This is a genomic window from Bowmanella yangjiangensis, from assembly GCF_018531185.1.
Lineage (GTDB): Bacteria > Pseudomonadota > Gammaproteobacteria > Enterobacterales > Alteromonadaceae > Bowmanella > Bowmanella yangjiangensis.
The window spans coordinates 738,923-763,129 of the sequence record NZ_JAHDJU010000003.1; the positions used below are offsets into that span (position 1 = coordinate 738,923).

Sequence of the window (24,207 nt, forward strand, 5' to 3'; positions counted from 1 at the left end):
TTCCTCGGCGAATTCTCCTTTTATGTTTATAGCAAAGAATCCCAGACGGTATTTTTTGTTTTCGCTACATAGATAAGAAGAAAAACCCACGCTCTATATATAAGACCGTAAACCCACTTTCTCTGGAAATAATCAAACAAGCCTGACGGACCCCGATCAAGTACTTAATGGAATCGCGATTCTGTGGGACAATATTGCCAATCATTTTTTGACAACTGATTCCAAACCTATGCCAGCACAACTCATCGACGGTAAACTCATTGCTAAACAACTTCGCCAGAACGTCGCCAATCAGGTTGCCTCCATCCGGGCATCAGGAAAGCGGGCGCCGGGCCTGGCAGTTATCCTGGTCGGTAGTGACCCCGCCTCTCAGGTTTACGTAGGCAGTAAACGTAACGCTTGTGAAGAAGTCGGTTTTACTTCCCGCTCCTATGATTTGCCGGCCACCACCAGCCAGCAACAGCTACTAGAGTTGGTTGATGAGTTAAATAATGACAATAGTGTCGATGGCATACTATTACAGTTACCTTTACCTGCGGGTCTGAATGCCGAGCAAATTTTAGAGCGTATTCACCCGCATAAAGATGTTGATGGCTTCCACCCCTATAACCTGGGACGATTGGCACAGCGCCTTCCTGCCTTGCGCCCCTGTACACCCAAAGGCATTATGACCTTGATCGAATCCACCAAACGTCCGGTTAAAGGTCTGGACGCTGTGGTGGTTGGGGCCTCAAATATCGTCGGCCGTCCCATGTCCTTAGAATTATTATTGGCTGGTTGCACTATTACCGTCTGCCACAAGTTCACCAAAGAATTACGTGCCCATGTAGAGCGAGCTGACTTGCTGGTCGTCGCGGTAGGCAAACCGGAATTTATTCCTGGTGACTGGATCAAGCCTGGCGCCATCGTTATTGATGTAGGTATTAACCGCATTGATGATGGCAAACTGGTTGGCGATGTGCAGTTTGCCGAGGCTGCCGAGCGTGCTGGCTGGATCACCCCTGTGCCAGGCGGTGTAGGCCCTATGACGGTAGCCAGCCTGATTGAGAATACTCTGGAAGCCTACGTTAAATACCACAGCTAATGGACGACACGCTTATCATTAAGCAAACCCGCCACTGGGTTGAAACCTTGGTGGTGGGGCTTAATTTCTGCCCTTTTGCTAAAAAAGAATTGGCCAATACCCGTTATCAAGTGTGCCATCAAAGCGGTATGGTTCAGGCTGTCGAGCGCTTGCTGGAGGAATGCGATTTTCTTGATGCGCATCCAGAAATTGTTACCAGCCTACTGATACTGCCGCATTTTGCGGACTTCGAGCTGTATTTGCAGTTGTTGGATGAAGCAAACCTGAGTCTGGACAACAATGCGCTCAGGGGCACCTATCAACTCGCCAGCTTTCATCCTGAGTATTGGTTTGAGGGCGAGGCAAAAGACTCCCCCGCCCACTTTACCAATCGTGCGCCTTTTCCAGTCCTGCATCTTTTACGTGAGTCCAGTATTGAACTGGCCGTGGCAAAATTCCGCGACCCGGAAAACATCCCGGCCAGGAATATCGCCACCGCACAAAAGCTTGGCCGCGAGCAACTGCAATCGATGCTGGATGCCTGCAAACAGCAAAACTAATTACTGGTGGCTGGCTCAGCGACCTGTCTGAGCCGCTGAAACAGCCACCCCAGCAACACCAAACACAGTCCCAGACCGATAAAGGATAAGGCGCGCAGAAGTCCCTGCAGATTCGCCATATCCAGAATAAACACCTTGAGGATCACCAGCAGCATCAGGCCAAATCCAACACGTTGCCAGGTTGGACGAGACAGACGGTAGGCCAAGGCAACCAACGACGAGGCTAATATCAACCAAATCAGTGAATAGCTGTAGTGCTCAGCATCGGAGGTGGCTTGCCAGATTTGAATATCACTGCCATTCCAATACTGTCGGATCTGGCCGTTAATAAACAGCATGGCCAGCAGTCCACTCCCCCACCCGGCCACCTCGGCGGCCTTACCTTGCAAGTGCTGCCGGGACAGATGCCAAACCAATAGAGCAGGAATTCCCCAAAGTGGAATTAACCAGTTAAGTAACGGCCATTCACCAATAGCTTGGTAGTCGATAAAAGGGTTGTCGCCAAACAGCAGCTGTAACTGCAACAACCCACCACCTAACCACAACAGCCCACCGGCGGTGCGGTAAAGCCCCGCCAGCACACCGGCAAATTGCATACGATACAGATACAGGCTGCCCAGCAGCCACCAGTTCATTGCCAACAAGACAGTCTCTTCAAAGATCAACTGACCTGGCCAGGGGTAATGCCCAACCAACCAATAACTGGTTTCTGTGGTAACTAGCAGAGCGACTAAATGTAAGATAGCCCCTTGTAACCAAGCTTGCAGCTCAGAGTCTCGCCATAGACGGGCGGTGGCATAGAACAAACCAATTGCCACAGGATAAATCACTAAGCTCCAATGTACACCGAGCAATGTCAGGTCTTCATACCCTGGTGTCCAGGGCGCTAAGCTCAAGCGCAACAGCACCAAACTGACCAGCACTTTAATAATCCAATGGGGCAATGCCAGTGCACGTTGTTTGGCCAGATAGCTTACCGCCAGCACTTGTATCAACAATGCCAGCGTCAGGGTGCTGCCATCCAGTAGCATGGTTAAACTCAGCGACAGATTGGCATTACTGCCTGCCAGGTAACAAAAGGCCTGCCAGTTGTCCGTGAGCCCCTTAGCCCGCATCGCCAATACCATCGCCATCAGCAATAGCACAGTCGCCCAAAGCGGATAGAGCATGCCGGTATCGCCTTGTGGCGCCATAGCATAGCCAACACCAATGAGTACAAAAGGGGCAAAGGCGGTTAACAGATGGAAGACCAAGCGCGTTGGCTGGCCGCGCCCGTACCAAAATCCGTAAGCGAAAATCACCAGACTGCCTGCCAGCACCAACAAGTAACCGTCTTGCAATAGCTGGCTGATATCCGTCACAAGGCCGGGAGGCGGCACGACCCAAACACCCACCAGCAGGCATAGCACGCTAAGTAATGCCGCATGATCAAAACGGCTGCTCAGCAGCGGCAGGCTGATTAGCATGATGGCCAGAGTCAGCACCAACATCAAACTGCCAGGCTGATAAGCTAAACTCAGACAGTGCAGCAGAGCCGGTATCAATAACGCGGCCAGCGCTAGGTTAACGCGGTTAGGTTGCCAAAGCCGTTTAAATGGTTTGGCTGTAGTGTCTCGCTGATTAAGCAGCCAACCACATTCCGGCGCAATAACCAGCGCATAGAAAGTCAACAAAATGAAGCCAGCAAAAGTTAAGCTGTCTGCAGGCTGCCCAAGCCAAAGCGCCGCTATATACCAACCAAAGTGGCCAACAAATAAGGCATTCCACAACCAGTTCTGTTGTACCCGCTTAGCCAGCAGCAATACCGATAAGCTGACAAAACTCACATAGCTGAGTAACGCCAACAAGTTACCACTGTCGCTGCTAACCCACAGGGGAACCGTATAAGCGCCAACAATACCAATAGCAGCCAGTAAAGGCCCTAACAGTAATGACAAATAGCTGGCAGCCAAGGCGATAACCGCCAGCAACACAAAAGCCGGCAATTGTCCCAGCATGGCATAGTTATGGTAGGACAACAGCACCATGGTAAAGCTGGTAATAAAACCGCCACTGGCGAGGGCTGCGGGGGTGTAATTAGCCCAACCTTCAAAAGGCACGGCGCGGCGATGTAACCAAACTGAAGCGGCAATCAGAGCCACGCCGAATCCAGCCCCTAATATTATTCTGGCCACAGGGGACAGCAAGCCCATTTCCAGGCTGTACTTGGCCAGGAATATCCCGCCAAGGGCCAAAGCCAACGCACCAATCCACACCATTCCGTTTTGCTCAAAGCGCTTTTGCCAGCCTTTGAGCGTATCAGACAGGTTTGTCGTACTGCGGTTTTGGGGGGCAGGCTCAGAGAAAATGGTCACGGCCGGTTTAGCTGGTAGGTGCTCGCCCCCTGGCATCAATTGGCTATTGCCAGGCGATACAGCAGCATGCTGCGCATCGGGTTTGGGAGCCAAACTGGCGGGTTTAGCAGGCGGCCGCGCAGGTAAAGGCAAGGATTTACCTTGCTGCAGGATTTCCACTTGCTTACGCAATGCATCCAGATCCCGGCGCAATCCAAGCACTTTAAAAAAGGCCACCACACCAGCAATCAATCCCGAAATACAAATAAGGCCTATCAGTGCATCCATGCTTACCTCCGGTCACCACAGCCTGTTGAAAGCAAAGACAATACGCAATTCCTGAAAAAAAACAAACCCGCCATAAGCGGGTTTATCTATTAGCCTGTTTATTTAGGGCTAGCGATGGGGCGCTTCCCCTTCCTCTACGTGGCCAACCGGCAATTTATTTTCAGGTGCAGGTGGCTCAGCCAGGAAGTCCTCAACTTGCTTGTCCAACTGATTGGCGGAAAAACCGGAAATCAGATAAGTCTCACCTTGCCAATACGGAGCACTACTTTGAGAGGTAAAACGTACATAATGTTTTTCCTCAGATTCGAGCAGGCTTAGGTCAACTTGCTGTCCATCGAAAGTGACTAGCTGCATGCTGGCCTGCAGGGGCGCTTGCCAGAATTCTTCGCCAACCACCAGGCGCTCCTCAAAATTAAGGTTAAGCACATTGGCTAACAGCGAATCGAGCACGCTGGCGTATTTAAGTTCCCGACCGGAGGGGAGCTTATCCAGCACAAAGTCTGTCTGCTCTGCCGACTCTCGACTGATACGCCAGCCTTTACTGTCCAAACGACTGATGCTGGCAATTTGCTGTTTATCAAGATTTAGAATAGGTTGGCGCATCCAGTCACGCACCGCCATTGGCAGCGTTAAGTCCTGATCTATCAGCCAGCTCTGGTTGTCATTGGCAAAACGCACATAACGCCCATGCCCACTGGCTGGCGTATTACCCACCAGTAATTGCCAACTGCGATCGTCAGTTTCAAGCGTTAGCTGACTTACCGTGCTGCCTGGCGCATCCAGCGCTTGTAATCCTAGACGATGAAACTGATTAACCTGTCGGGTCTTGGCCTGCAAGCGCTTGGCATCAACCAGGGCTTGCAATAGTTCAGCAAGCTTCTGCTCATCAGCAGGATACCCACCTTCACTGCTGATCAGCCACTTGCCGTCAACCTGCTCGGCTTCGATGGACAAACCTTGGGCATCCAACATTGCCAGACGCTGAATCTTACTGCCCTGCTCTGCCAACTCAGGTAGTAGAGGCCCTTGTTTCAATACATCTGGTTGGCTGTCCTGCAGAAACAAAAACCAGCCAGCACCAGTGCCCAGTAGCAGCACCAAAAACAAACTGAGAAGATGTTTAGCCATGTTTAACTTTCCCCGCTTTTCTGCGCAGCAATCTGGCCATCAAGCCCAACAACAACACCAATAAAATCGGCGCAACCGCGATATTAATAAATTTCAACCAACTACCTAGACGCTCAATATCCTTATCTAACTGATGGCGCACATCACGCAGGGCGCGACGAATCTCAATTTTCTTCTGCATAAAGTCGTCCAGCGCTTGCTGTTGCTGCGCATCAAGTACGAGGGCTCCACCTTCGCTGCGCTGCCCCTGTAGCTGTGCTAAAGCCTGCTCGGTCTCATCCAGTTCACGCTGCAGCAATTGTTCTTGATCTCTGAACGCCTGTTCGGCTTTCACTGTGAGTGCCTGAACCACATCAAAGGGACGCGAGAAGGTACCGCGACTGCGGATACTGATCAGGGCATTACTACCGCCTAGGTTCTCCACTGCATTGGTCAGAAAATCCCCATTATTAGCAAAAGGGGTAAAGATGGTTTGACCGAAAAAGTTGCTCTGACTAACCCAGAACCTGTCGGTTAACAGGTCTGTGTCACCCACCAGAATCACGTTGATCTCACCCTCTGCGCGCCATTGTGAGACCTCTGCGCCTTCTGGAGCTGAATCAAAGGCTGACTTCACTTTGCCCGCCAGTCTTGCCGCTAGCACATATTGCTGGTCACTACTGACAAAGTTATCCGCCAGTTGCTTGGCATCGCGAGTCATGGCGTAGGACATATTATCCACTAAGCGGCTGGATGCGGAGGAATGCAGCAGGGGATGCCAACTTAACCCTGGTCCTTTGGGGGCACTAAACTGACCAAAAGACGCACCGTTAATCAGTTCCAGACCACGAGTGATGACATCCGAGCTATCCAACTGCTCAGCGCCCAATCCCAAAAAGCCCATATGTCTTGTTACACCGGACTGGGTACGAATATCCAGCCCAGTGGCGGCATCCAGCACCACCTGGTCAGCATCGAAGCCGATGCCCCAGGCATCAAACAGCTTATGCAGATCCGACCCATTAGCGCCGCCCATCGCCGCCATCGGGTCTGACTCATGATGAGGGTCAACGAAGACCATCAGCTTGCCACCGTTAAGTGCATACTGATCAATACTAAATTGCAGAGCGTCGGTCAGATTTTTGGGATGAATAAGCAACAACACGTCGGTGTCGACGGGCACGCTTGCCGCATCAGAGCCCAGCACCTGTACATCATAAAGCTGCTGCAACTGGCTGATACTGGTCCAGGCCGGATCAAATCGCCCGGTCATGGGGTTTTGACCGCCTTGCACCTGCAAGTCCGTTATCAACGTCACTTTCACTTGTTTTGGATCGCTCAGCTGATAAATCAGCTTACTGATTTCATATTCAAGAAAGCTTTCCTGTTGCGGATCAAAAAAGCCGATCACTTTTTCATCATCAAAGGCATTACGCGCCGCCAATCCCAGATAAATGGCATCACCGGCCGCACCAACACTGGCGGCAGTTAAACCAAAACGACTGGCTTCGTCTTCTGCCTCAGAGAAGGGTTCGGGATCCACTTTATGCAAAATGATCTTGCCCTTTGACGCGGAGCGATATTCTTCCAATAGACTTTCCACCCGGTTTGCGTAATTTCGCAGTCCGGTCATGCCCTTGGAGGCCTTATCAGAGAAAAACAAATATAGGTGGACAGGCTCATCCAGCTCGTTCAGTACTTGTTTACTGCCCTCTGACAGGGAGTAAACCTGATTTTCTGTCAAATCCAGGCGTGCAGATCCCAGCAATTGATTGTTTAGCAGCACCAATACAAAAAACACCAGCAGCAAGAGCACACCGGCAACAAAAGTCGATAATCGGTTCAACATGGGTTACTCCGCCTTCTTCTGCTCAACGGCTAAAAAGCCACCGTATAACCAAATTCCAATGGCGATCAGGAAATACCCCACATCATTGAGCGCGATCACGCCCTTTGCCATGGACTCAAAATGGGTCAGGAAACTAAAAGAAGCCAAAGTGTCTAGCATCATGGGTGACATCCAGCCTTTAAAGGCATCCAGAACAATACCACTGCCTGACAAAACGAACAGAAAACACACCACGACGGCCAAGATAAAAGCCACCACCTGGCTTTTGGTCAGTGCCGACATGCACATGCCAATCGCCAAAAAAGCGCCGGCCATCAGCCAACTGCCTAAGTAGGCGGCCAGAATAATACCGTTATCCGGATTGCCCAGATAATTGACCGTTAACCACAGCGGGAACGTCAGTACCAAGGCTAGCCCCAGTACCATCCAGGCGGCCAGGAACTTACCCAGCATGACCTGCCAGATAGTGACAGGCAGTGTCATAATCAGTTCTATGGTGCCGCTTTTACGCTCTTCTGACCAACTGCGCATTGCCATGGCGGGTACCAAAAACAGGTAAAGCCAGGGATGAAAGTTGAAAAACGGCAGTAAATCAGCCTGACCGCGTTCATAGAAATTACCGATGTAAAAACTGAACACGCCGCCCAGCATCAGGAAAATCAAGATAAACACATAAGCCACTGGTGTGGCGAAGTAACTGGCGAATTCTCGCCGAAATAATGTTCCAACCATTATTCACTCACCTCAGCTGTCATTTGTCTGAATACATCGTCCAAACGCCCCTGCTCTTCATACAGGCTGTCTACCTGTAATCCTCGATCTCTTATGTACGCTGATACTACCGGCATGATGTCCTGCTGGCGCTCAGGGAACAGTACGACCCGTCCGCTGTGCTTTTCAATTTCCATATCTTCCACACCAGGCAGTTCCGCCAGGCCGGAAATATCCGTCATTTGGGTGAAATGCAGACTAATAGCCTTGTAGTAACGGGAACGGCGTTGTAAGTCGTCCGGGCTGGCATCAAACAGCATCTTGCCACCGGCGATAATCATGGCGCGATTACATACCGAGGTTACTTCCTCAAGAATATGGGTGGAGATGATCACAATTTTGTCTTTCGACAGATTCTGAATCAGTTCCCTGACCTGGTGTTTTTGGTTGGGATCCAAGCCGTCTGTGGGTTCATCCAAAATCAGCACTTGAGGGTCGTGCAAAATGGCCTGGGCCAGCCCAACCCGGCGCTTAAAGCCCTTGGACAAGTTCTCGATAGGTCGGTCGAGCATGCTGCGCAGTTCCACCATGTCGATAACCTTAGCCAGCCGCTGCTTTTTCTGCTCGCCCTTAAGGCCACGCACATCGGCAATAAAATTGAGAAACTGCAGCGGTGTCATGTCTCCATAGGCTGGAGCACCTTCAGGCAGATAGCCCAAGCGGCGCTGTATTTGCTTGGCAGACTGCTGCATGTCCTGGTCGAAAATACGGATCTCCCCGCTGCTGGGGGGCAAGAAGCCCGTCAACATTTTCATGGTGGTGGACTTGCCCGCGCCATTGGGTCCGAGAAAACCGACGATATCGCCCGGCCTGACCTCAAAGGAAAGGTTATCGACAGCCTTGAAACTGCCAAACTGTTTACAGAGGTTCTTTACTGAGATCATAAGATTCCTTAAATGATCAAAGAGTTAGAAAAATCATTAGCCATATGGGCACTGCCGCCCAAATTTCAACCCCTGATAGACAGCAAGCCTGGTTCAAAGGTTTCGCAAAGAGACTCAGCATGCCTGATCGACAAAAAAAAACCCACCTAAAAGGTGGGTTAAAAAAACCAGTCCGGGAATGAGCATTGGGGTTAAATCCAATACCTGATGGATAATCTACCGACAAAAGGTTTTGTAATTATTACCGCCAGCACTGAAAATGTTGCAAATTATGACACCTAATCTGGCTATGCAACTGACTCCAATCGGTATTATCCATACCCCTTACAAAGAAAAATTTGCCATTCCCCGCCAACCCGGCCTGGTAAAAGAAGCTGTGGGGGAGATTCATCTGCACGCCGATTTCGCCGATCCCAACGCGTTTAGGGGAATAGAGGAATTCTCGCATTTGTGGTTGCTGTTCCAGTTCCATCAAACCGCTCACAGGGGGTGGAGTCCATTAGTCCGCCCGCCTCGCTTGGGCGGCAATGCCAAACTCGGTGTCTTTGCTACGCGCAGCACCCACAGGCCCAATGGCATCGGTCTGTCTGTGGTTGAAAATCTAGGCCTCGCACAAAAACAAGGTAAAACCTTTCTAAAAGTAGGCGGCATGGATTTGATGGACGGCACCCCGATACTGGACATCAAACCTTACCTGCCCTATGCGGACGCGATACCTGGAGCGAGCGGTGGTTTTGCCAATCAGGCACCAGAGCCTGACATGCAAGTGCAATACGCTGCTGAGGTTATTCCCAACCTGCTGCAAGCCGAACAGCGACAGCCAGGCATTACCGACTTGATAAAACAAGTTTTAGCACAGGACCCTAGACCGGCATATAAGAAAAAACAGCAGGACATACAAGAGTTTGGCATGCATCTGGGAGAGTTTAACATCCGCTGGCAGGTCAAATCAGGCCAAAGCCTGGTGACACAAATCATCGCCACAAACTCATAGCGGCAGATAATCCACCAGACAATACAGTTTTGCCTTTAGCCCCTCTCAAAGCGCTGCTAGAATGTCGCCACTTTTTTCTGTCAGGCACCTGACAGCAACCACAATCTGCTCCACGTAAGACGGTAAAATGGCCAAACATTACCCGTATTGGTGAGCACTTTAGATACCAGGTAAATAGAACTATGCGTAGTAGTCAGTATTTATTAGCGACTCAAAAAGAAACGCCAGCCGATGCCGAAGTTATCAGCCATCAGTTGATGCTGCGAGCAGGCCTTATCCGTAAGCTGGCTTCCGGACTCTATACCTGGCTGCCAAGTGGTTTACGGGTACTTAATAAAGTTGCCGGCATCGTACGTGAAGAGATGGATAAAGCCGGCGCTATTGAAGTGCTTATGCCTGTGGTTCAACCGGCTGACTTGTGGCAGGAATCGGGTCGCTGGGAAGAGTATGGCCCTGAGCTACTGCGTATCAAAGACCGCCACCAGCGTGATTTTGTGCTGGGCCCCACCCATGAAGAAGTGATTACCGATCTGGTTAAGCGGGAAGTAAGCAGCTACAAGCAGTTGCCTATCAATCTGTATCAGATCCAAACCAAATTCCGCGATGAAGTGCGTCCTCGCTTTGGTGTTATGCGTGGTCGTGAATTCACCATGAAGGATGCGTATTCATTCCACCTGAGCCAGGACTGTCTGGAAAAAACCTACCAGGATATGTACCAAGCCTATTGCAATATATTTGAGCGTATTGGCCTGGAGTATCGTCCGGTTATTGCAGACACAGGTTCCATTGGTGGCAGTATGTCTCATGAATTCCATGTGCTAGCGGCCTCGGGTGAAGATGATATTGCCTTTAGCAATGCCTCTGAATTCGCCGCTAACGTCGAGATGGCCGAAGCATTGGCCCCTGCCGGTGAGCGCGCCGCCCCAAGTGCAGACATGCAACTGGTGGATACGCCCAAAGCGAAAACCATTAACGAACTGGTGGAGCAATTTAATCTGCCAGTAGAAAAGACCATTAAGACCTTAATTGTCAAAGGTAGCGAAGAGGCTGGCAGCGAGCTGGTAGCCTTGCTGGTTCGCGGCGATCACGAACTTAACGAGATCAAAGCGGATAAACTGCCTGAAGTCGCTTCTCCTCTGACCTTTGCCAGTGAAGAAGAAATTCGCGCTGCCATTGGTGCAGGTCCAGGTTCGTTGGGACCGGTCAACCTGAATATGCCGGTTATTGCTGACCGCGCGGTAAGCCTGTGTAGCGATTTTGGTGCCGGTGCCAACCAAGACGGTAAACATTATTTCAATATCAACTGGGAGCGTGATGTCGCGCTACCCAAAGTGGCAGATATTCGTAATGTTCAGGCTGGGGATCCGTCTCCTGACGGCCGTGGCACCCTGGAGATAAAACGCGGCATCGAAGTGGGCCACATCTTCCAGTTAGGAGAGAAATACTCACAAGCGATGAACTGCGGCGTTTTAACTGAATCAGGTAAACACCAGGTACTGACCATGGGTTGTTACGGTATCGGCGTGTCACGTATTGTGGCTGCAGCTATTGAACAGAACCACGATAAATACGGCATTATCTGGCCAGACGCTATCGCACCTTTCAAGGTGGCGTTGATTCCTATGAATATGCACAAGTCGCATCGTATTCAGGAAGCGGCTGAGGCCCTCTACAAGCAATTGCAGCAAGCCGGTATTGAAGTGCTGTTTGATGATCGCAAAGAGCGCCCTGGGGTGATGTTTGCAGACATGGAACTAATGGGTATTCCCCATCATATCGTGGTGGGCGAGCGCAATCTGGATGAAAATCAGGTTGAATACAAGTGCCGCCGCAGTGGTGAAAAACAACTTCTGGATCTGGATAAGGTGCTGAGTTTTATTCAGGCACTGTAAGCTTGTATTCTCTAACTTAAAAGGGGCCTAAGGGCCCCTTTTTGCTACTCGCGATTAGCTCCTGGCCCTGTTTGCACCGTTATAAATAGCTTAAAGCCGACATATACCTCTTGATAAATAAGCATACCCGCTGACACTTACAGTAAATTCCCCTTGGTTTATACTCAGCCTTTAATTAGAGTAATGAATAGTCAAAGGATTTCCTTATAAATCAAGGGAGAGCAGCAAGTACCTTGGTGCTGATTGCTGAACAATATGCAGCAGGTTGAGGCATGAAATTAACATTTTATGGTGTCAGAGGGTCAATCCCGGCGCCGGGTGCAGCTTTTGTCCGCTACGGCGGGAATACAGCCTGTGTGCATATTGCATTAAACGACGGCACAGATATCATCCTAGATGCAGGTACCGGCATCAAAGCGCTTGGCGGTAAACTAGTAGCGCAACAGAATGATATTCACTTGCTGCTTACCCATAATCATTGGGACCATATTCAAGGCTTCCCTTTCTTTGCCCCCATTTATCAAGCAGGTCGCCGGATCCACATTGTACCGGGGAAAACCCAGTTAAATGAGCAGGATGCGATTTTACAGCAAATGACCGGCAGTTATTTCCCGGTCCACTACCAGGATCTGCCAGCCCATATTACTTTGACTCCAGTTCCAGATGAAAAAGACAGTTGGCAAATAGGTAGCGCAACTGTGTCGAGAATGGCAATGAATCACCCTGGTTGTGGCAGCTCATATCTAATCGACGCCGACGGCGTCCGTATAGCCTATATCACAGATAATGAACTCTATCCGCCTTACCAGCGGGCCACCAGCTTTCTTGACTGGGTTAATTTTGCCAGTGGCGCCGATTTACTTATCCATGATGCTCAATATCAAATTCAGGATATGCCGAGGAAAGCTGGTTGGGGACATTCAGTCGCTGAAGAGGCGGTAAAACTAGCCATGGCGTGCAGAGCCAAGTCTTTAGCCTTGTATAGCCATGACGATATGCGAACGGATGACGAAATTGACCAAATCCAGCAACATTGCCGTGACATTATTGATATCGGCCAAATGTCTGTCAGCGTTTTCGCCGCCGCAGAAGGTATGTGTATTGACTTCGATCAGCGTTGAGTAAATTGGATGTTACAACGGCATAGATTTGCGCTTTTACTTACCGGTGGCGGGGCTCGTGCGGCTTATCAGATTGGCGTGCTGAAGGCTATTACCCAACTGCTGCCTCGCAATCACAGCCTCCCCTTCCCGATCATCTGCGGTACCTCAGCCGGAGCCATTAATGCGACCGCCCTGGCTTGTTTCGCATCCTGCTATCACCTCGGCGTACGCAAACTTGAGTGGGTATGGAAAAGCTTCCACCCTCAGCAAGTTTATCAGAGTGATATACTGCCCTTGTTTGGCTACCTGGCGGCTAATCAACTGCAGATGCTACGCGTGTCAAATAACGGTGGTCGTCCTTCCAGCCTTTTGAATAATCAACCACTGCGGCAGTTGCTGAAGAAGACTTTGGATTTCAGTCGTATTGACCGCAATGTGTTGACCGGTCACCTCAAAGCCATCAGTGTTACCGCTTCTAGTTTCAGCACTAATGATTCCATCAGTTTTTTTCAGGGGATCCCTGAGCTATCTGCCTGGCAACGTTCAAAACGCCAAGGAGTGAAGACACAGCTCAACGTTGAACATCTGATGGCTTCTTCAGCCATCCCATTGGTGTTTCCACCGGTTAAAATCAGTGACCAATATTTCGGCGATGGCTCTATTCACCAACTTTCGCCCTTAAGTTCGCCTATTCACCTGGGCGCAGAAAAAATATTGGTGATTGGGGTTGAACAACCCAGGCCGGATCGCCGCCACCAACTTCAGGATTATCCAAGCAGTGCCATGATTGCCGGTCACCTGCTGGATACTATATTTGCTGACACCCTGCATTCAGACTTAGAGCGGCTGTACCGGATAAACCATACTCTGTCCTTACTAAATGACAAACAGCGCAAAGCTACGCATCTGAAACCCGTTGAATGCTTGGTCATCAACCCAAATGCCAATATCAACGAACTGGCGATGGATCATTATAAGCGCCTGCCCAGTGGAATACGTGCATTGATGCGCATCATGGGCGCCAAGCCTGATTCGCAGTCAAGTTTGTTAAGTTATCTCATGTTTGAAGGGCATTTTTGTCAGGCCGTGATGGATCAGGGACTGCGTGACGGCTTGCAAAGGTTGGATGAAATTCGCGCCTTTCTGGAAATCTGACCAGTCTTCGACTAAATCTGAATGAAGGAAGATCTCTGCAAGGGAGCGTTTTCCATTTCAGACAACCAGACAGACATCCAACCGATTGTTGTGCAGCAAGGAAGAGTAATGGAAAGAAGCACGTTGTTGATTGTCGAGGACGAACAGCTTATCGCCCTTAACCTCTCTTTAGATTTGCAGGATTGCGGCTATCTTGTCTGCGGTATTGCCAGTTCAGAAAAAGAGGCCTTTAACATGGCCTCTGAACATAAGCCTGACTTGGTGATGATGGACATCAATCTTGGTGCAGGGGGCGACGGCATCAATGCTGCGCAACGTATCGGCTCAGAGCTACGTATTCCGGTTGTTTATCTGACGGCTTATACCAGTGATGACCTTATTCGTCGTACCGGCCTGACCGCCCCCTATGGCTACATAGTAAAGCCTTATAATGTCAGGGAGTTAAAAGCCAGTATCGAGACCGCATTATCTCGTCATAAGTACGAGAAAATCACTGAGCGTTCCGAAAAACGCCTCAAAGCGGCGGTACATGCGGCCAAACTTGGCCTGTGGGAATACAATGTACAGCGTGGCACCATATTGTTTGAAGGACTATTTGGTGACCAGGTCAACATCAAAGGTGATATGGTAGAGCTCCAAGCGTTGGATTTTTTCACTAAACTGGCGCTGGAAAATGTCGAAGAGTTGGAAGAACTCGAATCCCTTCTTAAAAGCGGACAAAACGTAAGCCGCACCATTAAACTCAAAAGCAAAGATGGCGCAGTCAATGAAGACCGCTGGATTGAGTTGTACCTTAGCGACATGACGCTGGAAAATGGTTTGATCCGTATAGGAGCAGTCAAAGATGTCTCTGAGCGGGAAAACTTTGTTAACGAGCTGAGAACCGCCTACAACATCCTCGCCAATATAGACGAGTCAGTCATTGTACTTTATTCAGACTTTACCATTCGCTCAGTTAACAAGGCTTTCTACAAACACACCCATTTTTCGGCTAATGATGTAGTTGGCACACCAGTTTCAACGGTACTTTCAGGAAATCGACGGCATGATGAGATGCTTTTCGATAATGAAAAGAATACCCGACATGAAGTGGTCGTGCATCGCAAAGACCATAGTCACTTTCACGCCCTGCAAACCATTACCCGAATTCGAGCAACGGATCATAATCCAGAACTCTACATTATGATTCTTACCGACATATCGTCGCTCAAGAAAGCCGAGCGTGAACTCAATCGCATGGCCTATCGTGACAGCCTCACCGGCTTGGGTAATAGAAACCTGATGAATCAGGTGCTGGCCGATATGGAGTGTGCTGAAGAGAACAATATTGGTTTATTTTTCATAGACATAGACTCATTTAAATTGATCAATGATTCTATGGGACATGAGCCGGGCGACCAGCTGCTAGTAGAGTTCTCCCAGCGCTTACAACAAACAATGCGGGCTGAAGATATTCTAATTCGCCTTGGCGGCGATGAATTTGTGGTTATTGTTGAACAGATAGAGCGACACGAGGACTTCGAGCGCCTGGCACAAAAGATCATCGAGATATGTAATGAGCCTTTCAATATCAGTGGCAGGGAAATCATGGTGACTTGCAGCATTGGTGTTGCCATTGCCGATGAAACCGTAGATTGCGCAGCCTCATTGCTTAAACATGCCGATGCGGCGATGTACGAATCAAAGCGCAAAGGCAAATATACTTATACTTTCTATTCTGACAATTTAGTTGATGTGGTGCGCTACCGACTGTTCATCGAGCAAGGGCTGCGTAAAGCGCTGACCGAAGAGAGCATCACCGCCTTCTGGCAACCCATAGTAGATGCCCAAACAGGTAACGTGGTGGCCGTTGAAGCATTGTGCCGCTGGATAGACAAGGATGTGGGCATGATATCCCCCGATGCTTTTATTCCGGTTGCAGAAGAAACAGGGCTCATTCAAAGCATAGGTCTGCATATGCTAAGAGAAGCCTGTATGCTTATAAAGCTTCTTGAAGAACAAGGGTTTGGCGGCATTCGCGTAGCAGTTAATGTATCAGGTATTCAACTGAAAGATGCCGAAATACTGGATGCCCTTACTGAGATGCTTCAGGATTCCCAGGTCAATCCAGCCGACCTGGAGTTAGAAGTCACAGAAAGTACTTTGCAATCTGAGAATGCCGCCTTATTACTTTGGCAAATTCGTAAGCTGGGCATTAACATTGCAATTGATGACTTTGGAACAGGGTATTCTTCACTATCCCGCTTGGCAGAAATGTCGGTAAATAAACTTAAAATAGACAGATCCTTTGTGGACAACCTTAGCCAAGATGGCCGCCATCAAATCATCATTGAGGCGATAATCAACTTAGCGCGCAGTTTGGGGCTGGCTATCACTGCCGAGGGTATTGAGACTCAGGAGCAGTTAGAGTATTTACGAGACAAAGGCGTCGACAGTATGCAGGGCTATTACTTCGCCAGGCCTATGCCCCTGGCTGAACTATTAAAATTCCTACCCGATAGGCACCAAAGCGCCCGGCATCTATTTTAAAGAGAATCGCGAGTCTGAGCTGGCAAACTACCAGCAAGGCAACACGTTCAGCTAACTACTCAATTGCCAACTCAGACAATTTCACACAGGTTCCTTTTTGCCCATCGACCTGAATACTAAATCCGGCCTGTTTGGCAAAGGTCTTCATTAAAGTAAAGCCAAGTTGGCTGGATAAACTGGCATTTTCAAACAGTGCGTTGTCAAAACCAGGACCATCGTCACACACTTCTAACTGCAACAAACCATTGCGGCGTTCCATTCTAACCGTCAGCGTCCCCTGTCGGTCATGAAACGCATACTTAAAAGCATTGGTGACCGCTTCACAAATCAGTAGCCCCAGCGGCACCATCTGATTAATGTTAATATTCAACGGCTTCCCTTCGTCTATCAGATTCAGATTTAACTGCTCTCTGCTCGACTTGCTCAGAGTGTCTCCGATAAGATTTACCAGCCGGTTCACATAACTCTGCAAATTAATCGAAGCCAAACTGTCATTCTGATACAACAACTCATGGATAAGGGCCATAGCCCGTATACGGTTTTTCAGATCACTGAGCGCCGCTTGCTCTTCCTTTTTGACCTGGCGACTTTGAATATCCATCAGGCTACTGACAATTTGCAGATTATTTTTCACCCTATGGTGTACTTCATTAAGTAGTGACACTTTTTCTTTAAGTGCACTTTCGAGCCGCTGCTCCGCATACTTCAGCTCTGTCACATCACTGCTTGATACGACCACTCTAAACCAGTCACCGAGCACATCTGAAATGGGATGCACGTCAATTTGAAACCAGCGACCTTCCACGGCATGAACCAAGCCAAATGTGCCTGACTCACCGTCTTCCCGAACATTGCCCGATAGATAGTCACGCAATCTGCACAGTACGCCGCTGCGGTCCAGTTTTTCCAGTAAGCTCAGAGGTTGCTGCTCCAACTGTGATGCATCAAGACCAAGCATGGCGGCAAAGCGATGGTTGATGGCTGATACCCACACTTCGTCATCTTCCCGCCAGTCCAACACCAATAAGCCACTTGAAGCACCGGTGAACACTGACTCCAAAAATGCAGTTTTATGCATCAAAGCCGCTTCCAACTCTTTTTCATCCTGCACGTCAGACACCATACCCGACATCACAATAAGATTACCTTGCTCGTCGCGTTGGCTGTCACCTCGGGTATTAAACCAGTGATATGTGCCATCTGCGGCCCGACCCAAATAATTGATATCGTACTTATTCCCCAGCTCTACGTGCTCCCGCAGATGAGTCATGACCTTATCCAGATAATCCGGATGAATATGCTCCTTCCAGGTGTCAATATGCGCAGGCGCATTCGCCGGCCAACCCAACAACTCCAAAAAACGTGGAGAAAACCAGTTGCTGTTATCTGCTGGATACCACTCCCAGGGCGCATCGCGCGACCCCGAAATAACCCGTTCGAAGCGGTCATTGGCTTCCACCAGTTTTGCCTGATAGGACAAGCGCTCGCTAATATCCACTACCGTAGCAAAAACTCTAACTTCGCCATCCAACTCGCTACGATATAGAGTAACTTCTACGGGTATTTTCTTGCCTGTTTTACCCAGGCCATACACCACGCGAGAGGTCATCAAGCCAGAACTGCGTATACCGACACTGATTTCCTCGACCAATTTTCGATGATGGCTACGCTGCTCTGGTGGTAGCAAGGTATTAACATGCTCGTTAAGTAAATCCTGCTCGTCATAATCAAACATGCGGGTTAGCGCGGTATTAACCATACGAATATGTCCCAGCGCATCTGTCACCAACATACCAAAAGGTGAACCCTCTACCGCTAAGCGCACTGTAGCAAGGCGCTCTTGTTCTCTGATGAGTTCCAACCTATCTAGCTCAGCCCGGTAGACTAAGTCCTTGTGTTTGGCATATTCACTAAGACTGGGAATACTGATGAGGTCAGGTAAGATTTTAATCAACACATAAGCCGTGCTCAGCGACACAATCGCTGTTACCGCCTTGGCAATACCATGGTATCCATAAGCGCCCTGCCACACAGTGTAGATACCAAATAAATGGGTGATTCCACAGCACAAGATAAATGCCGCAAACAGGTACAACATCCAGCCAAAACGAATATCCTGGCGTTGTCGGACAAACAGATAAAGAACAAAGGGAATAGTAAAGTAGGCAGCGGCAATGGCGGCATCCGATATCACATTCAACCACAGAATATCGGGCTTCCAAAGATAGCAGTGGCCGTGGGGCATGTAATCGGTGCGAAAGAAGTCAGTAACCTGCTGTTCCATCAGAGCTCCTTGTCCACTCAACATGGATTATTGTTATTCTATCAATATAGTTGCCATTACAAGCTACGCCTCGAAAGTTCAGGGTCCTTCCAACAAATAACGTTCAGCGCGTTCCACTCTGCGCGGTTTACCGGCAATCACCAAAACGTCCTGCGCTTCAAAACGCCAGGAGGCATCCGGGCTTGCCAGCTCTCGTTCATTGCGACGAATCCCCTTTAATGACACTCTGACTGCCTCCAATTCAAGTTGGCTGAGTGTTTTACCTATAGCCCAGGCATTCGGCCCTAATACCACAGCGTGCAGAAACTCCAGTTTGCTCTGCTTCTCATAAGTGACTTCTGTGGTTTCACCGGGGAAAAATCCATGCATATGTCCATAATGATTCTTCCGCTCGGCCCGCACTCGTTTAAGAATGCGCGACATAGGCACGCCAGATAGATGCAGCACCTGGGAAACCAACATCAGGCTGCCTTCCAGAATCTCGGGGACCACTTGTGAGGCACCGGCCAGATACAGCTCTTCCATGCGATAGTCTTTGCGCGTTCTGACCACCACAGATAAATCAGGATTCAGGGCATTAACGGTGCTAAGCACACTGATCGCCTTGTTATGCTCATCGAAGGTGATAATGGCCAGCTTTGCCCGCTTCACGCCTACGGCAAGCAGAATATCTTTACTGGCGACATCTCCGAAAGTGACAGGCTCTCCGGCATGACGACTCTCCTGAACACGGATGGGATCGGCATCAATTGCCACATAGGCAATACCCTCCACTTTCAACATCCGACTTACAGACTGTCCGACCCGGCCAAAGCCGAAAATTAATACATGCCCCGATTTTTCGGTTAGCTCCTTTGGAATATCTTCAGCTTCTACAGGAAGAGGCTGGGTAAGATTACTGGCAAGTTGCTTAGCCCGGCTAATCAGATATGGGGTTAATGCCATGCTAATGATCCCAACCGACAGCATGAGCGAGACCATTCGCGCATCAAGCAGATGCTGTGATAGAGCCAAGGACGCGAGTACAAAACTAAATTCACCCATTTGGCATAATTTAATACTGGCCGCCCAAGCGTCACTGGCTGGCGCTCTGAAAAGCCAGGCTACACTGCGTAAAATCAGAATCTTAGCCAACATCATCAGTACCACCCCGGCCAACACCCAATACCAATATTGCAGCAGTGGTCCCAGTTCGAGTTTCATACCAATAGTGATAAAGAACAGTCCCATCAGAATATCTCTAAAGGGGCGAATATCTGCTTCAAGTTGGTGGCGATATTGGCTTTCGCTGAGCATCATGCCTGCCAAAAATGCTCCTAACGCCATGGACAAACCAAATAGATAGGTTAATCCACCGGCCAATAAAGTGACCAGCACGGCAGTTAACACAAAGAGTTCATCGGTACGGGTACGTGCCACCTCGCTGAATATTCGAGGGAGAAGCCATTTTCCAACCGACAATAAAATACCTATGACCAGTCCCCCTTTGAGCACAGCAATGAAAATAGCCAAAGGGAGATTCTGATCGCTACTGTCGGCCAGCAGCGGAATGACTATCAGAAAAGGGACAACCGCCAGATCTTGAAACAACAACACACTCACCGCCATTTGTGCACGAGAGGTATTGAGGCTGCCCATCTCAGACAGCTGTTTGATAACAATAGCGGTTGAAGACAAGGCGCACATAGCGCCAACCACAAAAGCCGCTTTGCTGTCCAGACCCGCCAACATGCTCAGCCCCATAAACAACAATAACGTCAATAGCACTTGGCCAAAGCCCAAACCAAACACCAAGTGGCGCATGGCCATCATCTTCGGCAGAGAAAATTCCAGTCCCAGGGTAAAGAGCAAAAAAACTATCCCTAACTCAGCGACAAAATGGATACTTTCTTCATGAGGAAAGAGATCGAGTAATTCAGGGCCCGCCACTAACCCACAGGCAAGATACGCCAGGATCGGCGGTAAGTTGACGCGTCGGAAACTCCATACCATGCTGATGGCAATCCCCATCAACAACAGCAAATGAGAAAAACTGTTTTCCATTCAATCTCCTGAGATAGCGTCAGATTACAGGCGTAACGAACGGCACGCATTTTGCTGAACATTTCCCAGATATCAATTTAGCACAGGTTGTCAGCCAGAGCTGACATACGACCGGGAGCGAATATTGGAACAGCTTACGCCAATTCTCGAAAATGCCAGTTATGACAGCTTCTTCCGTTTCAGCCAACATGACAAGCTGATCTCTGACGCTGAACGTTTGTCCGTGCTCGAACACCTTATGGGTACGCTTGAGTTAAAAGCGTTCGGTCATGCGCTACTTTCGCAGCTCAGTGCCAGAGTCCAGATTAGTGGCGTTGCTATTAGCGGCCCCTCAGGTACAGCACTATGGGGAACCGATGCAACGTACAGAAAACGTATCAGTATCAAAGGGTTGAATGACGCCGCAGTGAGCTACTACTTTACTAAGGTGCCTGATGCTCTTGAAAACAAGTTGCTTGATGAGCTTCATCAATTGCTCGAACCACTGGCCAAAAATGTCCTTGAACATGAAAAGATCCGCTGCTTGGCCAGCAAAGATAGCCTGACCGGCCTTGGTAACAGAGCGGCCTTTAATGATGTATTGGCTCGTCAATTCAGTCTTAGCCGCCGCACCGGGGCAACCTTTGGCTTACTGATGATTGATATGGATAAGTTTAAAGCCATCAATGACCAATTTGGCCACCAGGAAGGCGACAAAGTATTGGTTGCCATGGCCCAGGCAATCGGTGCAAGTCTGCGTGATACCGATTTTGCCTTTCGCTTTGGCGGTGATGAGTTTTGTTGCATCATTGAAGATGCCGACACAGTAGCACTGCGTCGAATTGGCCAGCGGATCCGTCGCACTATGTTAGATCACGCTATCCTTTCCAGACATCAAATGCGTTGCAGCATTGGTAGTAGCCTCTACACCAGTGGCGATGAACCAGCGAGTTTATTTGAGCGTGCCGACCGTCAACTTTATCAGGACAAACACAGTCATCACCCGCTTAGCCGCACTGCATAAAAGCGGCAGCAGCTTGCCCTAGCCGGCAATGTCCAGCCGCCAGGCTTGGCTACCGGCTACTGGCAGTGCAAAGCGACGATCCACCTGCCAACCTGCCACTGCCGCAAGCCGGTCTTCCACCATCAATAGCGGCATTTTCGTTCTTTGCCAAGGAGGGATCTGGGCTAACTTCAGCCACTGTTTTAACGGCTTGTGATGCTGCTGGCCCATCGGGCAAAAAGCATGAGAAAACTCGCCAAAACGTACCTGCACTTTTTGCGAGGGTAAGATATACAAGCAACCGGCATCCCCGTCTTGTGCCTGGGTAAACAATAATCGCCTGCCATCATCCAACTGAAGCTGAGCTTGCCCCACCCAGTCCTGGCTGACATTCTGAACAAGCGAGCGGCTATCCAGCAAATAAAGACCTTGCTGAAAACGCCGTAATTGCCAACGTCCCCAGGCCAAGCATGGCTGTGCATCGGGCTTAGCTGCATAAAGCTCGCCGGGCAGACGCTGCAACAATTGCTCCGGTGGCACCTGGGCCTGCTGTTTTTGCAACCATAAACGGATGATTTGCTGCTGCCAGAGCCAACTAAAGCTCTGTAGTTTGCGGATGTCCAGACAATCGTCCGCGACTGCCACCAGTGCCAGGCGCTCATCGCTAACCTCTTCCAATAACAGTTGCTGTTCGGCGCAGAGCCTGGCACTGCGCGATACCGTAGTGCCGACCGATGGCCAGCGCGATTTTAATAGCGGCGTTATGCTGTGGCGCAGAAAATTACGCTCAAAACGCTCATCCTGATTGGACTCATCGTCAATCCAGCGCAAGTTATACTGCCGAGCATATTGTTCAAGGGTGGCTCTGTCATATACAAGTAACGGCCTGAGATAGCAGCGACCGGCTCGTACCTGCCTGGCAGCCATCGCCGAGAGCCCTTTGGGGCCAGCGCCGCGTTTTAGCTGTAGCAAGAAGGTTTCCAACTGGTCATCCTGATGCTGACCAAGCAGGATATGCGCATCCTCAGGTGTGACATCCCGAATGGCCTGATACCTAGCCTCCCGAGCAACGGCTTCCAAACTTTGCCTGCTGTCACAGGTCAAGACAACGCGCTGTGCGCAAAATGCCACATCAAGTGCTTGGCATTGTGTTTCGCAATGGGCTAACCAAAGGTCAGCATTTGGACTTAAACCGTGATGGATATGCACCGCCCGAACTTGAACCTCAGGCAACGCTTGTCGAACCCGGCAGGCCAAATGCAACAACACAGTAGAGTCAAGCCCACCGCTGTAGGCAACCACTAAAGGCTGAGCGGTGTAAGCATCGATAAAATTTTTGAAATGAATATAAAGCTTATCAGACATAAAAAAGGCCGCTAATCAGCGGCCCATTCTAGGGGATTTACTTAGCAATAGCCAAACGACATCAAGCGCTCGTAACGCTCATTAAGCAAATCCGTTTTAGACAATTTCTGTAACTGTGCCAATTGCTGCTTAAGGCAGGCTTTAAGATTAGCCGCCATACCATCGTGGTCACGATGCGCACCACCTAAAGGCTCATCAATGATGTTGTTAATTAGACCCAGCTTTTTGATCTGCTGCGCACTAACACCCATTGCCTCAGCAGCCAGTGGTGCCTTCTCGGCACTCTTCCACAGGATAGACGCACACCCTTCCGGAGAAATAACCGAGTAAGTGCTGTACTGCAGCATGTTAACGCGATCGCCGACACCGATTGCCAGTGCGCCGCCTGAACCACCTTCACCGATAACCGTACAGATAACAGGCACTTTCAATCCCGCCATCACTTTCAGGTTACGGGCAATGGCTTCACTTTGACCACGCTCTTCAGCGCCAACACCAGGGTAAGCCCCTGGCGTATCAATAAAAGTAATTATCGGCAGATTAAACCGCTCCGCCATTTCCATCAAACGCAACGCTTTACGATACCCTTCTGGTTTTGGCATACCAAAATTACGTTTGATCTTCTCAGCGGTGTCACGGCCTTTTTGATGACCGATAACCATCACAGGCTGGTCGTCCAGCTTAGCCAGACCACCGACTATGGCCTTATCGTCAGCAAATGCACGATCACCAGCCAGCTCGTCAAACTCAGTGAAAATACGCGGCATATAGTCCAAGGTATAAGGACGCAAAGGATGACGGGCCAATTGAGAAATTTGCCAGGCCCCCAGATCGCTAAAAATCTTGCGAGTCAGATCTGCACTCTTTTCCTTGAGCTTGGTTATTTCCTCTTCCAGACCCACATCAAATTCACCGCCCCTGTTGACCAGGCGCAGCTCTTCAATCTTGGCTTCCAGCTCTGCAATTGGTTGTTCAAAACTCAGATAGTTCAAACTCATCCCACTA

General features: G+C 49.6%; 17 protein-coding genes. 8 read left to right on the plus strand and 9 right to left on the minus strand.

Going from position 1 to position 24,207, the window contains the following annotated elements; translation table 11 throughout:
• Nucleotides 1–229: 229 nt before the first annotated feature.
• Nucleotides 230–1,084, plus strand: a complete 855-nt coding sequence (folD, locus tag KJY73_RS19060) for a bifunctional methylenetetrahydrofolate dehydrogenase/methenyltetrahydrofolate cyclohydrolase FolD (protein WP_206595403.1) — start codon at nucleotides 230–232, stop codon at nucleotides 1,082–1,084.
• Nucleotides 1,084–1,623 carry a DUF1415 domain-containing protein gene (locus KJY73_RS19065; RefSeq protein ID WP_214345228.1) on the plus strand — a complete coding sequence of 180 codons (540 nt, stop codon included), beginning with the start codon at nucleotides 1,084–1,086 and terminating at the stop codon, nucleotides 1,621–1,623. Before folD ends, KJY73_RS19065 begins: the two co-directional genes overlap by 1 nt.
• Here the strand turns inward: KJY73_RS19065 and KJY73_RS19070 are convergent.
• The 5 genes from KJY73_RS19070 to KJY73_RS19090 form a co-directional block, all read right to left on the minus strand.
• A complete protein-coding gene (locus KJY73_RS19070) occupies nucleotides 1,620–4,244 on the minus strand; it encodes a DUF2339 domain-containing protein (RefSeq protein ID WP_214345229.1) in 2,625 nt (874 codons plus the stop codon). The genes KJY73_RS19065 and KJY73_RS19070 overlap by 4 nt on opposite strands.
• Before the next feature lie 108 nt (nucleotides 4,245–4,352).
• A complete protein-coding gene (locus tag KJY73_RS19075) occupies nucleotides 4,353–5,372 on the minus strand; it encodes a DUF4340 domain-containing protein (protein ID WP_214345230.1) in 1,020 nt (339 codons plus the stop codon).
• Complete coding sequence (locus KJY73_RS19080) at nucleotides 5,365–7,200, minus strand: GldG family protein (protein WP_214345231.1); 1,836 nt, start codon at nucleotides 7,198–7,200, stop codon at nucleotides 5,365–5,367. The genes KJY73_RS19075 and KJY73_RS19080 overlap by 8 nt, the downstream gene beginning before the upstream one ends.
• A gap of 3 nt (nucleotides 7,201–7,203) precedes the next feature.
• On the minus strand, nucleotides 7,204–7,932 hold the full coding sequence (locus KJY73_RS19085) for an ABC transporter permease subunit (protein WP_214345232.1): 729 nt from the start codon (nucleotides 7,930–7,932) through the stop codon (nucleotides 7,204–7,206).
• A complete protein-coding gene (locus KJY73_RS19090; protein WP_214345233.1) occupies nucleotides 7,932–8,855 on the minus strand; it encodes an ABC transporter ATP-binding protein in 924 nt (307 codons plus the stop codon). The genes KJY73_RS19085 and KJY73_RS19090 overlap by 1 nt, the downstream gene beginning before the upstream one ends.
• Before the next feature lie 259 nt (nucleotides 8,856–9,114).
• Here KJY73_RS19090 and tsaA point away from each other — a divergent pair, with 259 nt between their 5' ends.
• The 5 genes from tsaA (at nucleotide 9,115) to KJY73_RS19115 (ending at nucleotide 16,528) form a co-directional block, all read left to right on the plus strand.
• Nucleotides 9,115–9,849: a tRNA (N6-threonylcarbamoyladenosine(37)-N6)-methyltransferase TrmO gene (tsaA, locus tag KJY73_RS19095; protein WP_232848731.1), complete on the plus strand. Its 735-nt coding sequence runs from the start codon at nucleotides 9,115–9,117 to the stop codon at nucleotides 9,847–9,849.
• Nucleotides 9,850–10,031: 182 nt separating this feature from the next.
• A complete protein-coding gene (locus tag KJY73_RS19100; RefSeq protein WP_214345234.1) occupies nucleotides 10,032–11,741 on the plus strand; it encodes a proline--tRNA ligase in 1,710 nt (569 codons plus the stop codon).
• Nucleotides 11,742–12,013: 272 nt separating this feature from the next.
• The gene (locus KJY73_RS19105; protein WP_206595396.1) at nucleotides 12,014–12,862 is read left to right on the plus strand and encodes an MBL fold metallo-hydrolase; all 849 of its coding nucleotides are present in this window, start codon (nucleotides 12,014–12,016) and stop codon (nucleotides 12,860–12,862) included.
• A 9-nt stretch (nucleotides 12,863–12,871) separates the two neighbouring features.
• Nucleotides 12,872–13,999 (plus strand): patatin-like phospholipase family protein, encoded by a 1,128-nt coding sequence (locus KJY73_RS19110; RefSeq protein ID WP_214345235.1) that lies wholly within the window; start codon nucleotides 12,872–12,874, stop codon nucleotides 13,997–13,999.
• A 108-nt stretch (nucleotides 14,000–14,107) separates the two neighbouring features.
• Entirely contained in the window at nucleotides 14,108–16,528 is a 2,421-nt protein-coding gene (locus KJY73_RS19115; protein WP_214345236.1) for a two-component system response regulator, read from the plus strand.
• A gap of 55 nt (nucleotides 16,529–16,583) precedes the next feature.
• On the opposite strand, the gene KJY73_RS19120 is transcribed toward KJY73_RS19115, so the two are convergent.
• Together KJY73_RS19120 and KJY73_RS19125 are read right to left on the minus strand one after the other, a co-directional pair.
• Entirely contained in the window at nucleotides 16,584–18,812 is a 2,229-nt protein-coding gene (locus tag KJY73_RS19120; RefSeq protein ID WP_214345237.1) for a PAS domain S-box protein, read from the minus strand.
• 78 nt (nucleotides 18,813–18,890) lie between these two features.
• Nucleotides 18,891–20,855, minus strand: coding sequence for a cation:proton antiporter domain-containing protein (locus tag KJY73_RS19125; RefSeq protein ID WP_214345238.1), 1,965 nt, complete (start codon nucleotides 20,853–20,855; stop codon nucleotides 18,891–18,893).
• A gap of 124 nt (nucleotides 20,856–20,979) precedes the next feature.
• On the opposite strand from KJY73_RS19125, the gene KJY73_RS19130 reads away from it, so the two are divergent.
• Complete coding sequence (locus KJY73_RS19130; protein ID WP_214345239.1) at nucleotides 20,980–21,858, plus strand: GGDEF domain-containing protein; 879 nt, start codon at nucleotides 20,980–20,982, stop codon at nucleotides 21,856–21,858.
• Nucleotides 21,859–21,876: 18 nt separating this feature from the next.
• Here the strand turns inward: KJY73_RS19130 and tilS are convergent, their stop codons facing one another.
• Nucleotides 21,877–23,202: a tRNA lysidine(34) synthetase TilS gene (gene tilS / locus KJY73_RS19135; protein ID WP_214345240.1), complete on the minus strand. Its 1,326-nt coding sequence runs from the start codon at nucleotides 23,200–23,202 to the stop codon at nucleotides 21,877–21,879.
• A gap of 41 nt (nucleotides 23,203–23,243) precedes the next feature.
• Nucleotides 23,244–24,200: an acetyl-CoA carboxylase carboxyl transferase subunit alpha gene (gene accA, locus KJY73_RS19140; protein WP_206595389.1), complete on the minus strand. Its 957-nt coding sequence runs from the start codon at nucleotides 24,198–24,200 to the stop codon at nucleotides 23,244–23,246.
• Nucleotides 24,201–24,207 lie beyond the last annotated feature (7 nt).

Bases quoted from the DNA above. Each gene is read 5' to 3' on its own strand.
- KJY73_RS19090 (WP_214345233.1), bottom strand. From the start codon at position 8,855: ATGATCTCAGTAAAGAACCTCTGTAAACAGTTTGGCAGTTTCAAGGCT.
- KJY73_RS19105 (WP_206595396.1), top strand. From the start codon at position 12,014: ATGAAATTAACATTTTATGGTGTCAGAGGGTCAATCCCGGCGCCGGGT.
- KJY73_RS19070 (WP_214345229.1), bottom strand. From the start codon at position 4,244: ATGGATGCACTGATAGGCCTTATTTGTATTTCGGGATTGATTGCTGGT.
- KJY73_RS19125 (WP_214345238.1), bottom strand. From the start codon at position 20,855: ATGGAAAACAGTTTTTCTCATTTGCTGTTGTTGATGGGGATTGCCATC.
- KJY73_RS19115 (WP_214345236.1), top strand. From the start codon at position 14,108: ATGGAAAGAAGCACGTTGTTGATTGTCGAGGACGAACAGCTTATCGCC.
- KJY73_RS19065 (WP_214345228.1), top strand. From the start codon at position 1,084: ATGGACGACACGCTTATCATTAAGCAAACCCGCCACTGGGTTGAAACC.
- folD (WP_206595403.1), top strand. From the start codon at position 230: ATGCCAGCACAACTCATCGACGGTAAACTCATTGCTAAACAACTTCGC.
- KJY73_RS19085 (WP_214345232.1), bottom strand. From the start codon at position 7,932: ATGGTTGGAACATTATTTCGGCGAGAATTCGCCAGTTACTTCGCCACA.
- KJY73_RS19110 (WP_214345235.1), top strand. From the start codon at position 12,872: ATGTTACAACGGCATAGATTTGCGCTTTTACTTACCGGTGGCGGGGCT.
- KJY73_RS19075 (WP_214345230.1), bottom strand. From the start codon at position 5,372: ATGGCTAAACATCTTCTCAGTTTGTTTTTGGTGCTGCTACTGGGCACT.
- tilS (WP_214345240.1), bottom strand. From the start codon at position 23,202: ATGTCTGATAAGCTTTATATTCATTTCAAAAATTTTATCGATGCTTAC.
- accA (WP_206595389.1), bottom strand. From the start codon at position 24,200: ATGAGTTTGAACTATCTGAGTTTTGAACAACCAATTGCAGAGCTGGAA.
- KJY73_RS19100 (WP_214345234.1), top strand. From the start codon at position 10,032: ATGCGTAGTAGTCAGTATTTATTAGCGACTCAAAAAGAAACGCCAGCC.
- KJY73_RS19120 (WP_214345237.1), bottom strand. From the start codon at position 18,812: ATGGAACAGCAGGTTACTGACTTCTTTCGCACCGATTACATGCCCCAC.
- tsaA (WP_232848731.1), top strand. From the start codon at position 9,115: ATGTTGCAAATTATGACACCTAATCTGGCTATGCAACTGACTCCAATC.
- KJY73_RS19080 (WP_214345231.1), bottom strand. From the start codon at position 7,200: ATGTTGAACCGATTATCGACTTTTGTTGCCGGTGTGCTCTTGCTGCTG.